General features: G+C 43.0%; 17 protein-coding genes. 5 read left to right on the forward strand and 12 right to left on the reverse strand.

The annotated features are described in order from the left end of the window. Positions 1-397: 397 nt before the first annotated feature. From lepB to P343_RS35275, 6 genes are all read right to left on the reverse strand, one after another. Positions 398-979 (reverse strand): signal peptidase I, encoded by a 582-nt coding sequence (lepB, locus tag P343_RS35255; protein ID WP_023511632.1) that lies wholly within the window; start codon positions 977-979, stop codon positions 398-400. A gap of 57 nt (positions 980-1,036) precedes the next feature. Further along, a complete protein-coding gene (locus tag P343_RS35260) occupies positions 1,037-2,932 on the reverse strand; it encodes a PrkA family serine protein kinase (protein ID WP_023511633.1) in 1,896 nt (631 codons plus the stop codon). 238 nt (positions 2,933-3,170) lie between these two features. Continuing rightward, entirely contained in the window at positions 3,171-3,644 is a 474-nt protein-coding gene (locus P343_RS35265; RefSeq protein ID WP_023511634.1) for a tRNA (cytidine(34)-2'-O)-methyltransferase, read from the reverse strand. Positions 3,645-3,818: 174 nt separating this feature from the next. Beyond that, entirely contained in the window at positions 3,819-4,715 is an 897-nt protein-coding gene (locus P343_RS0119290; protein ID WP_031264256.1) for an amidase domain-containing protein, read from the reverse strand. A gap of 83 nt (positions 4,716-4,798) precedes the next feature. Further along, positions 4,799-5,323, reverse strand: a complete 525-nt coding sequence (locus P343_RS35270; RefSeq protein WP_023511635.1) for a methylated-DNA--[protein]-cysteine S-methyltransferase — start codon at positions 5,321-5,323, stop codon at positions 4,799-4,801. Between the two features lie 238 nt (positions 5,324-5,561). After that, positions 5,562-6,098, reverse strand: coding sequence for an ABC transporter ATP-binding protein (locus P343_RS35275; protein WP_023511636.1), 537 nt, complete (start codon positions 6,096-6,098; stop codon positions 5,562-5,564). Between the two features lie 227 nt (positions 6,099-6,325). Between P343_RS35275 and P343_RS35280 the strand changes: the two genes are divergently transcribed. Both P343_RS35280 and yvfG read left to right on the forward strand, forming a co-directional pair. Further along, positions 6,326-6,994: a B3/B4 domain-containing protein gene (locus P343_RS35280; RefSeq protein ID WP_023511637.1), complete on the forward strand. Its 669-nt coding sequence runs from the start codon at positions 6,326-6,328 to the stop codon at positions 6,992-6,994. 199 nt (positions 6,995-7,193) lie between these two features. Continuing rightward, positions 7,194-7,439 (forward strand): protein YvfG, encoded by a 246-nt coding sequence (gene yvfG / locus P343_RS35285; RefSeq protein WP_023511638.1) that lies wholly within the window; start codon positions 7,194-7,196, stop codon positions 7,437-7,439. Between the two features lie 83 nt (positions 7,440-7,522). Here the strand turns inward: yvfG and P343_RS35290 are convergent, their stop codons facing one another. Both P343_RS35290 and P343_RS35295 read right to left on the reverse strand, forming a co-directional pair. Continuing rightward, the gene (locus tag P343_RS35290) at positions 7,523-8,410 is read right to left on the reverse strand and encodes a thermonuclease family protein (RefSeq protein WP_023511639.1); all 888 of its coding nucleotides are present in this window, start codon (positions 8,408-8,410) and stop codon (positions 7,523-7,525) included. Positions 8,411-8,497: 87 nt separating this feature from the next. Further along, positions 8,498-9,220: a Crp/Fnr family transcriptional regulator gene (locus tag P343_RS35295; protein WP_023511640.1), complete on the reverse strand. Its 723-nt coding sequence runs from the start codon at positions 9,218-9,220 to the stop codon at positions 8,498-8,500. A 246-nt stretch (positions 9,221-9,466) separates the two neighbouring features. On the opposite strand from P343_RS35295, the gene P343_RS35300 reads away from it, so the two are divergent. Further along, positions 9,467-10,336, forward strand: a complete 870-nt coding sequence (locus P343_RS35300) for a CvfB family protein (RefSeq protein ID WP_023511641.1) — start codon at positions 9,467-9,469, stop codon at positions 10,334-10,336. 67 nt (positions 10,337-10,403) lie between these two features. Here P343_RS35300 and P343_RS35305 read toward each other — a convergent pair whose 3' ends face one another. The 4 genes from P343_RS35305 to rpsN all read right to left on the reverse strand — a co-directional run bounded on the left by P343_RS35305 (position 10,404) and on the right by rpsN (position 13,665). Continuing rightward, on the reverse strand, positions 10,404-11,219 hold the full coding sequence (locus P343_RS35305) for a metal ABC transporter permease (RefSeq protein WP_023511642.1): 816 nt from the start codon (positions 11,217-11,219) through the stop codon (positions 10,404-10,406). Positions 11,220-11,303: 84 nt separating this feature from the next. After that, the gene (locus tag P343_RS35310; RefSeq protein ID WP_023511643.1) at positions 11,304-12,077 is read right to left on the reverse strand and encodes a metal ABC transporter ATP-binding protein; all 774 of its coding nucleotides are present in this window, start codon (positions 12,075-12,077) and stop codon (positions 11,304-11,306) included. 211 nt (positions 12,078-12,288) lie between these two features. Next, a complete protein-coding gene (locus tag P343_RS35315; RefSeq protein WP_023511644.1) occupies positions 12,289-13,200 on the reverse strand; it encodes a metal ABC transporter solute-binding protein in 912 nt (303 codons plus the stop codon). A gap of 195 nt (positions 13,201-13,395) precedes the next feature. After that, positions 13,396-13,665, reverse strand: coding sequence for a 30S ribosomal protein S14 (gene rpsN, locus P343_RS35320; protein WP_023511645.1), 270 nt, complete (start codon positions 13,663-13,665; stop codon positions 13,396-13,398). Between the two features lie 264 nt (positions 13,666-13,929). Between rpsN and rpiB the strand changes: the two genes are divergently transcribed. Both rpiB and P343_RS35330 read left to right on the forward strand, forming a co-directional pair. After that, positions 13,930-14,400 carry a ribose 5-phosphate isomerase B gene (gene rpiB / locus P343_RS35325; RefSeq protein WP_023511646.1) on the forward strand — a complete coding sequence of 157 codons (471 nt, stop codon included), beginning with the start codon at positions 13,930-13,932 and terminating at the stop codon, positions 14,398-14,400. 561 nt (positions 14,401-14,961) lie between these two features. Further along, a complete protein-coding gene (locus tag P343_RS35330) occupies positions 14,962-15,954 on the forward strand; it encodes an acyltransferase family protein (RefSeq protein WP_023511647.1) in 993 nt (330 codons plus the stop codon). The last annotated feature ends 40 nt before the right edge of the window (positions 15,955-15,994 follow it).

Raw genomic sequence — 15,994 nt, forward strand, 5'->3', positions numbered from 1 at the left:
GTGTACTCTTTTTCCAGAAAAAATCTTGAAGACTTCGCTATCCGCCAATAATTTTACTCAAGTACTTGACAAAGGGTAGAAAAAACCAGGCTACGCCTGATCCTTTATTCTCACTCAATATGCGGCTTTGAATCATCTATCTTGTGCTTAAAACGACACTTCAGCTGCTCGCTTGCCGCGGGCGATCCGTGAGCCTCCTCAAACAAGCAGTAATCTGCGGGGTCTCACTTGGCTCGCATCAACAATGGCAGTCCCGCAGGCGTCTCGCGCTTCCGTGTTTGAATCAGAATTTTTCCCGAGCATTACACCGCTAAGATGAACCCTGAATTTTATATACTTTTTTTACTTGCAAAAAAAGCGCCGATAACTGATTCGGCGCTCTGTTCTGCAATGCCTGTCAATTTTTGGAAGCTATTTGAAGAACTGCCCATTTGTCAAAAGGCCAGTAGCGGACAGCGACTTTGCCAACCACAGATTTTTCCTGAATAAATCCGAAATAGCGGCTATCCTCGCTGTTCTGGCGATTATCACCCATTACCCAGAGTTCTCCCTTCGGCACACGGAGTTTGCCTGTCTTTGATTGCAAGCTGAAATTATCCGTAAGCTGTTGTCCTTTAGGAAGCGCATCTTTGTATTGCTGAAGGTAAGGTTCCGCCACCGCTTTGCCATTCACATAGAGCTGATCATTGTTATAGGAGATCGTATCTCCCGGCAATCCGATCACCCGTTTGACATAATCATCCGTCTTCGTTGCATGGAAGACAATAATATCAAACCGGTGCGGATTGCCAATTTCATAACCAATTTTATTAACGATTAACCGATTTCCGTCCTGAAGCGTCGGCATCATCGACTCGCCCCGGACAATGTAATTGCTGAAAATAAAATTGCGGACAAGCAAGGCGATCAGAATCGCGATTGCTACCGCTTTGATCCAACTCCACAGTTCTCTTTTTGTTTTGCTCATTGACTCGTTCATTGCCCCTTCTTTAATTGCCGCCCCTACTGATGAGCAAGAAAAACAGATACTTGATGATCAGCGATTAAGCAAGCTTCCTACATATCTTAGTAATTCGTTTGCTGAAGTTGTATTATAACCGTATTCGTCGACAAGTCTGGCAATAACTTCATTAATTCTTTTCAACTGAGTCTCATCCGGCGTCTTGCTTGAAGTCGTAATCTTGACCACATCTTTCAGATCCGCGAACAGTTTCTTCTGAATCGCTTCCTTCAAACGCTCATGGGACTGGTAATTAAATCGCTTCCCTTTACGTGCGTATGCTGAAATTCGAATCAGTATTTCTTCTCTGAACGCTTTCTTCGCATTTTCTGAAATTCCGATCTGCTCTTCAATTGAACGCATCAGTTTCTCATCAGGATCAATCTCATCGCCCGTAATCGGATCAAATATTTTACTGCTGTTGCAATACGCCTCGACATTATCCAGGTAATTATCCATCATCGTCTTTGCAGATTCTTCAAAAGAATAGACAAATGCCTTCTGAACCTCGCTCTTTGCCAGCTCATCATATTCACGGCGAGCAAGTGCAATAAATTCAGTGTAATGGGCTCTGTCTTCATCCGTGATGGACGGGTGCTGATCAAGTCCCTCTTTAATTGAGCGCAGAATATCAAGCGCGTTGATTGAAGGCACGCCTTTCTTAATGATTGCCGAAGAGATCCGGTTAATCACATAGCGCGGATCAATACCGCTCATGCCCTCATCCGAAAATTCATATTTTAGTTCCTTGATATCTGCTTCATTATACCCCTCAACAATCTCCCCATCATACAACCGCATTTTTTTAAGGAAATCAATGCCCCTGCTCTTTGACTCTTTCAGACGCGTAAGTATCGAAAAAACTGCCGCAGTCCTTAAAGCATGCGGCGCAATATGAACATTCGCTACGTCGCTTTCAGAGATCAGCTTCTCATAGATTTTTTCCTCGTCACTAACTCTGAGATTATAAGGAACCGGCATCACAATCATACGTGAATGGAGGGCTTCATTCTTTTTGTTGCTGATAAATGTTCGATATTCTGTTTCGTTCGTGTGAGCGACAATCAATTCATCTGCTGAAATCAGCGCAAAGCGTCCGGCTTTAAAATTACCTTCCTGTGTCAGTGAGAGCAAATGCCACAGGAACTTCTCGTCACATTTGAGCATTTCCTGAAATTCCATAAGGCCGCGATTGGCCTTGTTCAGTTCACCATCGAATCGGTAGGCACGCGGATCCGATTCAGACCCATACTCAGCAATCGTTGAGAAGTCGATACTTCCGGTCAGATCGGCGATATCCTGAGACTTCGGATCAGATGGGCTGAACGTGCCGATGCCGACACGTTTATCTTCTGAAAGGAAAATGCGTTCAACCGGCACTTCTTCGATCTTACTGCCAAACTCTTTTTCAAGACGCATCGCATTAAGCGGTGACAGGTTACCCTCTATCCGGATGCCTGTCTCCTTGAAGAAATCTTCGCGCAGATGCGGCGGAATCAGGTGCAATGGATCCTCATGCATCGGGCAATCCTTGATTGCATAAATAGCACCTTCATCCGTCCACGAATATTTTTCGAGTCCACGTTTGAGCATCGTCACAATTGTCGACTTACCGCCACTGACCGGACCCATCAAGAGCAAAATCCGCTTTTTGACATCCAGCCGTCTTGCTGCTGGATGGAAATATTCCTCAACTAAGCGTTCAATCGCTTCATCCAGGCCAAAAATCTGTCCGTCAAAGAAATGATAGTGTTTGTGTCCATCTTGTTCTGAGACACCTGCCGAGATAATCATCTGATAGACTCTGGAATGTGCGGACTGTGTAATCATCGGGTTCTTCTTCACCAATTCCAGGTAGTCTGCGAACGTGCCGTCCCATTTCAATTGTTCCTCATAGTCGCGGAATTGTTTCAGTTTATCAAGAAAGTTCATTGTATCCCCCCCAGAAAGGAATCACCTAAGATTCACCCATGTACTTAAGTGTATGCAGGTGGACGTTAATCTTTCATGGAAACTAGGAACGGATACGGAATAACCTTCAAAATTCCGTAGAGAAAGCGATGATTTCAGAAAAAATAATTCATGATCTCCCGAAAAAAAGTGGCGAATGCTCGGCAGATGACAAACTATTAAGATTTGAAGACTATTTCAAATCTAGAATGCAAATAACTTAGTTCAAACCAGGAAAATGTTGTTGACGAAGCGCTTCATAGATAATGATTGCTGCTGAGTTTGACAAATTAAGTGAACGGATTGCACCAGTCATTGGCAGCCGAACACACCGATCCTGATATTGGGTGATGAACTCTTTAGGAAGCCCCGTTGTTTCACGCCCAAAAAAGAAAAAGTATTCTTTACTAGGATCACTGTAATCGAAGGTGTCATAAGGCCTGCTGCCATCCGTCTCAACCAAATAAAATTCACCTTCAGAATGCTTGGCAAAAAAATCGTCAAGCGAATCATAATAATGAAGATCAACAGACGCCCAGTAATCTAGTCCAGCGCGTTTCAAATGCTTATCATCTGTAGAAAATCCGAGCGGACGAATCAAATGTAATGAACTGTGCGTTCCCGCGCAAGTTCGGGCAATATTGCCTGTATTAGGGGGAATTAAAGGTTGGTATAGCACAACATGATTACTCAATTTTCAGCACTCCTATACAAGATCATTTGTTCATGGTTTGCAGTCATTTTTAATAAAAAATGGAGTTTCCATAATACTTGTCCTTCAGAAAATGCCCGTAAAAAAAGGCCGGATGTACCGACCACTTTTTCGGTTAAAACTGAGCTTATTATAGCACAACTAAAAAACGAAAAATCAGACACTGTCTTTAATATGGAAAAATTTGTACTCAATCTTCTTGGTCCAAGCCGGAGAATCTGTATAGGTCCATGATCTATGGCATGCATCATACGTATGCGCATTAACAAGTGGTGAACCAGACGGATCCATGGCTGTGACCATGGTATTGTGATTCCAGTGCCCGTCCCCTTCAAAATCGTAGCAAATGACGTCTCCAGGCACCAGTTGATCCGCACTGCTTTTCTCAACAGCACCGATAATGCTTCCCTGCCGGCTTAAATACCAACGCAGGCTGTTTGCGACGGTCCAGCTAAAGCTCCAGTTCGTCTGCTGCTGCCACCAGCCCCTATTGCGAATCGGATCACCCCACATGGAGATACCACCGGCATGAAGGCATTGTGAAATAAAATTTGTACAATCATCACTAACCTTCGGATACTGAGGATTTCTGCGATTCCACCAAAGATCGGCGTAACGAACCGCCTGCAGCCGATCATATTTGCGGTTGCGTGCACTTAATGATTCCTCATCAGCCGTATCACGGCCTGTGACCGGCTCCTGAACAGGCAGAATCGGAACAAGCTTATCAGCCGCAAGATGATTTTCTCGAAAGACACCCTGCCGGTCTTCCAGCCTCTCTTCAAGATAAAAATCTCCATTTTTCTTGATCAGCCACTGACTATGCAGACAATAGTTAATAACAAGATCTTCACGCTTATCCTCGACGTGAATCTTTCTTGCTTGGATTAATGATCTCACGATCTCAGCATGCTGATCCAGCAGATCCCGTTTCTTGTTCTGAAGCCTCTTCTGTTCATCATCACTAAATGGAAGTTGATATACATCCAAGCCGTCAACCCAGAAGTCGCCCAACATGTGCAAGTGTTTTTGAAACGCCTTTTTCCAATCCAATTAAATTCCCCGCTTCGGCATGATTTCGTTACAACCTATGCATATGCAGGTCAATTCATGCTCAGCGGTCTCATTATTCAGCTTTACGCATTGATTCGATTTTCCAGCTTCAACAGAAACTTCTTCACATCAAGTCCACCGCCATAGCCAATTAAAGAGCCATCCGAACCAATCACACGATGACAAGGAACAACAATCGGTATTGGATTGCGGTTATTCGCCATACCGACTGCCCGGACGCCCTTCGGATTTTTCACGGCTTGTGCTATGTCTTTATAAGACCTTGTCTCTCCAAAAGGAATTTCTGCCAAGGCTGCCCATACTTTACGCTGAAACTCGGTTCCCTTCATAAGGAGCTTGAGAGAAAACTCTTTCCTTGCTCCAGAAAAATAATCGCGCAGCTGTTCGGCAGCTTCGGAACATTGCGTCTCGTCCACTTTAAGCAGGACAGGCAACTCATGCTTCTTTGCCCAAAGAGCAAGTTGTGGTTTGTTTTCCTCCAGCGAGCCGAAATCGAGATGGCATAGCTGATGATCATAAACAGACAGGGTCAAATATCCAATAGAAGTCTCAATCTCTTGGACGGCGATGTAGTCTTCCTGGTTCATATTATTTTCTCCTTCGTGTTCGATGTGTAGGCTTCAATCTGCCGTCGAAATGGCAGCCTTTATCTCCAAAACTGATGTGTTTGCCAATTTTAGAAAAAGCGGATCATGAGAAACCACGACCACGATTTTCCCTTTCTCAACAAGATTACAGATTAAGTCGCAAACAACACCTTTATTGCTATTATCCAGGAAATTCGTCGGTTCATCAAAGAAATAAATACTTTTTTCTGTTTGGATATCATGTTTGATTTGCCGTCATTCTCTTTTCGAAACGCATAGATAGTACGAGAAAAATAGGAATTGAAAGTGCGACGACAAGAGTGATTGGGATCGAGAGGGAAAGCATGCAGACGATGATCCCTATAATGTAGAGGCTGTTGATAACTACGAGCAAAGGGGCCTGAAAAATAAACCGTTTGATCAATTCATAATTCTGGCCCATAAACTGCTGCAAATTGGCGGATGTCACATTGCTGCGTTTTACGTCCAAATCACGTAATTCTTGATCGAGCCGTACATAAATAGAGACCCAGGCTTCTTTTGCGGCATAACCTTCAGCCAGATCAACAGCATAATTCAAGCCTTGACAGAGAAAAAAGAAGAGAACAGATAACGTCACATACATAGGAAGTCCTGCATGCGCTTTTTCGGTTAACGCATCGATAAGCTTCATCTCAATGATCGGTACCGATAAGAAAGCAAGTTTATGAAGCAATTGGATGGTAAAAGTAATATAAATTGTTTTTCTTGAAACAAGACGGATCAATGAAAACATCATAACACCCCTAGCCTATATTCAAGGCATGTGAGGCAGCCCTGAATTAATCTGATTCACCGTTTAAGCATTCAGATCGGCAAGAATTGATTACCATGTCACTCATCCCTTTCATTTTCTTAATCTCATTTTAACAGAACAATACGCACAAATGATCGACTTGTTCAAGAATTTGGGACAAATTATGGTACACTAATTTATAGACATGTTCAATCAGGGGGCGCGCCATGCTTGATCTTTCGATTTCTTATCAGTTAAAAGATGCTGTGACCGATTTCAAAGTCGGGGCTATATATTATCAGTCAATTGTGATTGGTGATCTTCCTCCATTAATCGGAGACCGCCTGCCGCTTTTCTATGAAAATATACAGCTGTCTTTACAGGCTCATCCGATTAGCGAAATTGATGGTGTTAAAGAGTGGCGGAACACTTTTAAAAAAGTCGGGACAGATCCGTCACGGTATCGGCCATCACAAGAAGCACTTCTGCGTAAGATTAAGAAGGACGGGGCACCACATTACGTACATTCCGCAGTTGACTTGATTAACTTTTTCAGTGTCCAGCACGGTATTCCAATGGGGATCTATGATACGGCACATCTGAACGTACCGATTCAGATCACTATCGGCACGGACAAAGACAGCTATGAAGGACTGAATGGCCGTACCATGCATATGTCTGGAAAAATTATTTCTGTTGACAGCATGGGCGCGTTCGGCAGTCCAATTGTTGATTCTAGGAGAAGTTGCGTCACCGAACAAACAACAGACGCGCTGCAAATCATTTACCTTCGGCCATCTATGGATAGTGAAGAAGCAAAGCTAATGATTAGTAAGATTGCCGAAATGTTCACGCAAGTCCATGGCGGGAATCACGAATGGAAATTGATTCAATAGAATATGTTTCTTTAAGAGTCTGTTCGATCAGGAGGACAAAAAGGGCCGAGAAGATCAAGGAAACGCCGTTTCGAGCACCAGAGCGTATGCAAACAATACGTGAGGAGCGGAGAAACAAGTTGACGCAGAGATTTGACAGCAATTTTTCCCGGACTTATCGAACATCCTCTTTTATGACTTTCATTACGAGGTGAAAAAGATGAACTCAGACCTTTTCAGCGTTGATTACTTTAAAGAAGCGCTGCACCTGCAAATTAAAAAGAATGGCGATATCCAGTCTCCGGTTCAGACGATGAACAGCTATTATCATACTGTTGTTTCGGCAATCATCCAGGATCGGATCAACAAAAACTTTGAATTGATCAGACGTATCCGTAATCTGGACACAGCTTATAAAGCTGTGAAAACGGAAATCGCTGAACAGCAGCAAATGCAGCAGCAATAACCCTTTGATCAAAAAACGCATTGAATACCGATCAAGGTATTCAATGCGTTTTTTATATGGTCTATTTCTACATATCTATGTGATCATTTAGCCGCACGGAAACCAGCCTTCTCTGCGGCATCACGATTCTTAAAACAAATTTCCGCCTTGGTCACTTTATAATAGCGATCCGAGGGCATATGGTATATCTTTCCTCTATCAGAGACATTGCCTTTGATTGACCCGGCGCAATCACCATTTTGATCAGGTGAGAATTGGCCGTCAGCAGAACTTTTTGGTTCAGAATACGTATTTTTTGTCTGGTCATTACTGCTTTTTATCTCACTATAGGCTTCTGTCCCTTTCATAACTGCCGGATGATAACCATCTGCCTGGGCATAACCCGGAACCGACCAGATTCCTATTTTCTTCTCACGTGCTTGCTGTTCAATCGCCCGGTACTGATCCAGATATTTAGTATTCGGCGGATATATGTAGGCGACACGTGCCAGCCCGCTCGCAAGCTGAAGCTCTTCAAAGGATTTTCCACCAACGAATACATAGGCAAGCAACCTGCCGTATTTATCGCGCCCTCCATCCTTTGCGAGTTCTAGCGTGACTGTTTTTCCATCCAGTAATTGATGCGCATGTGCACTCGCTTCTGGTCCAAATGGTTGAACCCCCAATCTCGGGTGATGCGTCTCCGGTGTGTCAATCAACAGAACGCGTACTGTCGACACTTTCTTCTGATATAGAACCTGCAGCGTATCACCATCGACAACCTTGATCACCTTCGCCGCTACGCCGTTGACAGGTGTCTCACTTTGTTTGACCAGAACTTGTGCTTCGTCAGTAGCTGTTGACACACTGGATGAGCTGGAAATCGGCTGAGCAGTGGTGCCTGAGTCTCCTCCATCTGTGAGCGACTCGCAACCGCTCAGAATCAGAATCGAGAATACGATTAGCATACCTTTTATCATCTTATTTTTCATGACCTGTCCACCTATTAACTTTTCTATTATTGAGCAGAAATAAGCGGCCACTTTATGAAAGGGCCGCTCCAAAAGATTCAGACCGCATTATAAGCGGCAGATATTCAATGGGCAACGATCTTCGCAATGACAGATCGCTTTGATATAATTCAAGTCTTTAATTACAATCGATCCATGAAAATAGTCAATAGCCCCATCATTTTTCCACGACTGAAGCATCCGATTCACCGTTTCGCGTGTCGAGCCGATCAGTTGAGCCAAATCCGAATTGGTCAGGCTGATCGTATAATGGATGCCATCTTCATCTGACCTGCTATACCCATGAAGCATGCGCAAAAGGGTTGAGGCCAAGGCACCATTCTTTCCGTAGAAGAGCAGATCACGCATTTTTATTTGGGTGAACTGACCCATCATGCCAATCCACTTCATGAACTCAAAAGATAGGCTTGAATTGGAAAGAAGCAACGGTTCAAGGTCTTTCTCTGAAATGACGCCAACGGTGCAATCCGTGACTGCAGTTGCCGTAAACGAGCATTCCACGCTGCCTAGACAGCTGATTTCGCCAAACAAATCGCCCTCCATAAAGTAATGGATCACGAGATCTTTCCCATCATAGGCGGATTTGAATAATTTTACCCGTCCGCGAGTCACATAAAAGAGCTTATCGGAAAGATCTCCTTCCCAGAAAATATTGGACCCTTTTTTAAATGTCGTCTCAGTCATCATCGATTTCAGCGCCTGCAGGCTTTGCTTAGAAAACATGCATGTATTGTTCAATCCGTCCTGTTTCAAGCAAGCGACTTCTTCCATAGCATTCACGCCCTTATTATTCGATAGCCTTTTCTTCTTACATTATACAAGATGTTTTCTCAATTTCACTGAAAAAGTGTGACGAAAATCATACAGCTTTAGCAAAGTATCCGTTTTCCTAATCATTTTTTCTTCCATGAATTTCTTTTTCTGCCGATCTCTTGAATAGAATGTGGGGGTATCATGTTATAATGAGGACTAGAACCGCTGAACAGCGGATGATGACCGTAGAAAGAAGGAACAAATTTGGCAGAACTTTTAGCCGGAACTGTTGCGACTCTTGATGTTTCGCATAAAGCTCCTTTTGGCTACTTTCTTACCGATGGCAGCCAGGAAGTGCTGCTCCACGAAAATGATGTGACCGGGAAACTGAATGAGAACGAAAAAGTCACCGTATTTCTTTATCAGGATCACCAGGGGAGAATCGCAGCTACAATGACGATCCCTGAAATCCGACTTGGAACGTTCGTCTGGGTAACCGCCGTATCACTTCAGAAAAAATATGGTGTCTTTGTTGACATCGGCATCAGCAAAGACATTTTGCTTTCTAAAGACGATCTTCCTGATGAATGGATCTACTGGCCGCAACCCGGTGACCGCCTCTACTGCAGCTTGAAGTTTGATCCAAAAAATCGCCTGTTTGCCCAGCTTGCAGACGAGTCAGTGATCAACACGCTGGCGGTTGATGCACCTGGCGAGTTAAGGAATAAAGATATTCAGGCAACGGTTTACCGCCTACTTCTGGACGGCGCTCACGTGCTGACTGAGGATGGGTATATTGGTTTCATCCATACATCCGAGATCACCGGCACCATCCGTGTTGGACAAGCTATTCAGTGCCGAGTCATCGCTGTAAAGGATGAAGGGACATTAAACCTTTCTATGCGTCCAAGAAGCTATGAACTGATCGACCAGAATGTGGAGAAGATTGTTCTTTATATGAACAGTCGAGACGGTGCGATGCCCTACTGGGATAAGAGCCTCCCTGAAGACATTAAGGAGCGATTCGCAATAAGCAAAGGCGACTTTAAAAAAGCGCTCGGCCAACTAATGAAAGAAGGTAAACTCTACCAAAAAGACGGTTGGAGTTATCTAAAAGAAAGTAAAGATCATTAAACGCATTAAAATAGGACCCCTGCCAACCAGGCAGCGGTCCTATTTTGGTTAAAAATCAGATTGCCCCTTACTCCACCCGAACAGCGCTTCGTCTCTCCATTACCGTTCGAAATGCCATGCCGAGAAAATAACTTGCCGCATCAAATGCAACAATGAAGAAACTAACCGGAGCATTTGTATAATAACCGGCAACAAGGCCAAACCAAACGCTTAACATGGCAATAAGTGAAGAAAGCAGGATCATCCCGAAAATTGACTGTGTATAGAATCTTGCTGCCGCCGCAGGTACGGTCATCAAGGCAAAGACAAGCAACGCCCCGACAATCTGGACGGTAACGCTGACTGCGACAGCCATCAGCAGAAGAAAACAAATGGAAATCCAGCGGATCGGCAATCCCGCCGCTTGAGCGCCTACCTGATCAAAAGAATCAAACTTGAGCCAGCGGTACCCAGTTGCCAGCGCCAAAAGCACTAATAGAGTGATTGCGACAATTTGCCAGATATCCTGCAGATCAATGCCGACCACACTGCCAAAAAGCAAGGTTCTCGAATAATTCCCCTGAACGTTACCTAGCGATAAAAACAAAATGCCAAGGCCAAGCGCAAGACTTAAGATCACGCTGATTGATGCGTCGCGGCGGAACATCCGGACGCCCATCTGTCCGACGCCAAGAGAACCAAGGATTGTAAAAGCCAGCAAACCGATCAGCGGATCAATACCGGCAAAAGCAGCAAAGGCAGCACCCGCAAAACCGATATGTGAAATTGTATGCGCAATAAAAGAAAGCGATCGCGCGATAATAAAAACACCGATAACGCCGCACATCACAGCAATCAATGTTCCTGCAATAAAAGCATGCTGCATAAAGTCGTACTGAAACATCTTTTTATCCTCCGTTAATAGCTCTTGAGAAGAAGGCTTCAATTAAATTCGCTCTGAACAGAACGTTTCAGCTAATCTCGCCTTTTACCTTTGAGAAGCTGAAAGCGATAGTCCCGCTGAAACTGATCCCCCTGTGCGACTCTCTTCATTTCCAGAAGTAACCGTCTGATAGACTGCCTTCAACAGATCATGATCATCAAGTATGGTTTGTTCATTTCCAGTCTTATAATAACCACGGGACATGAGTAAAATATGATCCGCATATTTTCTAACCAACTGAAGATCATGGCAGATAAAAATAACGGTCACACCCCATTCCTTGACTGCTTTTTTTACAAGGTCCATCATCTGAGCCTGGGCATTCGGATCAAGATTTGCTGTGGACTCATCAAGAAGTAGCAGGTCCGGATGGCGTACGAGCGCCTGAGCCAGAAAAACCCGCTGACGTTCTCCTCCGGATAATTTGCCGACCGGTTTATTTGCAAAGCGGTCCGTATCCGTAAAGATCATTATTTCTTTCAATATTTTTCTTTCTCGCATAGAAGGCCATGGAAAAAAGCCGGATATTTGTCCAAGTGAAACGAAATCCCTCGCACTGATCGGCGTCTCCTCATCAATCACACGTGATTGAGGTACATAGCCAACGACTACTTTTTTACCTTCACTGTTCATCGTTATCTTTCCGTGCTGAGGGCGAATCAGTCCAAGAATCGATTTTAACAGGGTTGATTTCCCGGCTCCGTTTGGTCCGATAATGGCAAACATTTCACCTGCAGAAACGCCAAAAGAAAGATCCTTCAGAATTTCTTCTCCATTAAAGCTTACTTGAAGATCACTGATCTGGATTTGACGCAGCATTTGAAAACCTCCCTGAAATTAAAATGACTTTGAACTTCGCAATATGTAAATCTATTAGAAATTGTCGTGCCCACTGTAACATGTCGCATTGATAAATAGTAATTATTTCGATTTGATTTGTCAAGCAAACTGATCAACCTTCTAACAAGAAGATGAATCGGAGATGCAGGATTCTGTCCTTCTCTCCGATTCTCCGATCCGCATTTTTCAATTAATTATTGTTCTGCGCGTTTTCAATCTGTTTCAACTGATCCAGCATCCACGTTTTATAGTCTTTTCCTGCTGGTAGAGTTTCCGTCACTTTAACCACAGGTACGCCATGCTTATCAGCCAATGCCATTATTTTTTTCACCGTAGGGCTAATCTCCTGAATGTTGCTGACAAAGAAGGCAATCCGTTTTTCTTTGATATCCTTCTGCATATTTGCAATGTCCTTTGGTGATGGATCGGATTCCTGTTCTACGGCAATTTCAAAATGATTATTCGCTACTTTATAACCCAATGCTTCCAATGTGTAGTCAAAAACAGGTTCGGAAACATCAACGAGTTTCTGATTGGATTTTTGACTGAGCTTGGTAACTTCATCTTCTACCGGCTTAATGCTTGCTCTATATTTTTTTGCGTTTTTCTTATATTCGGCAGCATGTTTAGGATCAATTTTTGAAAGTTTGCCTGCTAGATAATCGGCAAGTTTCGGCATCGTCTCGGGCTGATACCAAAGGTGCTCGTTGTCTCCATCCTTTTTGCCCATTAGATCTTCAGCAACTCGAATGACTGTCTGATCTTTAGTATTCTTTGCAAGGTTTTCCATCCAGCTGTCATAGCCGATTCCATTATAGACAACAAGTTTTGCCTGACTAACCGCTCTTGCGGTTCCGGTTGACGGTTCATAATCATGCGGATCCATGCTTGGTTTGTTGATAATCGATGTCACATTCACATGACTGCCACCAACAGCTTTGGCTACTTCGCCATAAAAATCTTCTGCGGCAACAATAGCAATCTTTGAATTTTTGCCGGAACCATTTGAACCTGACTGACTGCATCCTGTAAGTAAGCCGATTAACAAAAGAATAGCAGTAAATAAAAAAGCAGAGCGGCGTGCAGAACTGAATATTTTCATTTCTATAAAGTACCTCCAAAATAGATAACCTTTTAGCAATCGGAATTGTTTCGATTTAAGCTCACAGTTACAAATAGTAATTATTACGTTTTTCTTTGTCAAGTTAATACAAAAACTTTTTTAAAAGCATATCCTCAAATTCTGACCAGTCGAAAATTCATTCCCATTCCGCTACAAGCCGCGCTTTCAGTACGATTACCAGCTTGCTTTTTTCACACCGGGAATTTGGCCTTTATAAGCATACTCTCGGAACGAAATACGGGACATATTAAATTTTCTCATATATCCGTGCGGACGACCGGTTAAAGGGCAACGATTGTGAAGTCGCGTCGGGGATGAATCACGAGGAAGCTTTGCGAGAGCGGCATACTCACCACTATCTTTAAGTTCACGTCGCAGGTCAGCATATTTTATGACAAGCGCTTCACGTTTCTGTTCCTTGATCATTTTGGATTTCTTCGCCATAAAAAGACTCCTTAATAATTTTTTAAATCGTAATCATTTCGATTTATATTTTATATTAAAGCACTCTTTGCTCATGATCGCAAGCCGGAACAACATAAAAATGTGATTATATCTGTTCCTCCTGTATTATCGATTGGTCCTTTTATAGGGATCGACATGATCAATTGCTGATTTTTATGTCTCCTAATCGTAAAAAATAACGCATCCTATACTATAATAGGTTTGGAAGCGCAAAGAAGAGTTATAACACTGGGGGAATGAACTTTGAAAATTGCAATGGCAAGTGACCACGCTGGATATGAATTGAAGGGTGAAATTAAGGCCTGGCTTGAGAATGAAGGACATGAAGTCATTGATTTCGGCACGGATAGCAAAGAATCATGTGATTTGTCTGATTATGTTTACCCTGCCTCACTCGCTGTCGCTAAGGGGGAAGCTGATCGTGGAATCTTTGTTGACGGGGTTGGCTACGGAAGTGCGCTCATTGCTAACCGCATTTACGGACTGAACGCCGCTGTATGCCAAGATCCATTCTGCGCAAAACTGGCACGTCAGCATACCGACAGTAACGTACTTTGTATCGGCGGCAAAATTATCGGCTCCGGCATTGCTTTGGAAATTGTCGATGTCTGGATGCACACGGATGTACTCAGCGGTATTGAAAAATATACAAACCGCATTAAAAAGGTACAGGCTATTTCAGAAAAGCACTTGAAAAAACTGTCTGAGATTTGATTCGGTATACAAGTCGATAGCAACATTCTGCAGTCTCTGAAAAGGGGCTGTATTTTTTTTCGTAGAAAGAGCCACTGATCTATCGAAGAAATCAAAAATGAAACACACTTGTTATCTTTCTGAAATTGGTTAAAAACCCAGTATTATCAAGCTTTCTTTCCCTCTTATTTTCCGCGAATCATACCTGTCCTATTCGTATTTCCATTTTCTAACAAAATAGTGTTGAAACCGCTTTTTAAATATGCTATAACATATTTTGCTTCTTGATATTCTCTTCGATCCGGACCAGATCCGGAGCACAGGAAAGAGAATGAAAGAGGCTTTTTTTTGTGAAAAAAATGAGATTTTAATATACAGTCTTTTAGCTTCATTGGACGATTAAGTAAATATTAATTTTCCAGTGGGAGAATAAACGCATGATCAAAAAAACAGAGACGAGTTTAAATGTTACAGTGTTACACCCTTTTTTCATGCGCATGAACGCTTAATGACAACCGCAATTTCATTACGAAGGGAAACGAAACTCCTATGATAACGAGTAAAAAAGGAGAGATGAAAATCATGACGAAGATCAGAGACAGCTATTTTGATAACGCCAAGTTTTTCTTGATTTTACTTGTCGTTTTTGGACATAGCCTGACTAATCTGAAGTCTGACATGCCCATAATTTATTCACTGTACACGTTCATATTTATTTTTCATATGCCTGCGTTCATTCTTATTTCAGGTTTTTTCTCTAAGCACTTTAACAAACAAGGCTATGTGCTAAACGTAATCAAGAAAACCATGATTCCTTATCTGATTTTCCAGATCATCTACTCTTACTTTTATTATGCAACCGGGTATACTAAAGTGCTAAAGTTCGATCTTGTGACCCCGCATTGGACGCTTTGGTTTCTGATCAGTATGCTTTGCTGGAAACTAATGATCATTCCTTTTTCAAAGTTTGGTAAATTTGGCTTCCCTGTTGCGTTGCTGATTGGCTTGAGTGCCGGATTTTTCGACCCTATTGGTACGGATTACAGCGCCTCTCGCACGCTGGCATTCTTTCCGTTCTTCTATCTCGGTTATTTGTTGAAGAAAGAACACTTTATGAATGTTCTAACCCGTATACCGTTCAAAATCGCCGGATTATTTACTTTGGCGGGGGTCTTTCTTGCTTGCCGCTACATTTTTCCTAAAGATCTTCAGGATTGGGTACTGCATGACTCCTCCTACCATGCTTTCGGGCTGCCGAAAATGGAAGGCGGTCTTGTAAGGCTTGCCGTCTATTGTGTCACTTTAATAACCATCTTCGCGTTTATGTCGCTGATTCCTAAGAAACGCTTCTCATTTACGACGCTGGGCAAAAACACCTTGTATATCTACTTACTTCATGGATTTTTCATAAAGACCATGGTCTTGTTTCCGATCTATGACAGCATTCAAAATCTTTATCAATATGCATTCCTGTTCGCCGCTTCACTCGCACTCTGTTACTTGCTGGCAAGCCGTCCTGTCCGTTTGTGTACCGAGCCAATTGTTGAAATTAAAATGCCGCGTTTGCAGCAATAACTGGCAACAGAATCAATTTACAGTATTGAACATCCCCGAG

Source organism: Sporolactobacillus laevolacticus DSM 442, from assembly GCF_000497245.1.
GTDB classification, from domain to species: Bacteria; Bacillota; Bacilli; order Bacillales; family Sporolactobacillaceae; genus Sporolactobacillus; species Sporolactobacillus laevolacticus.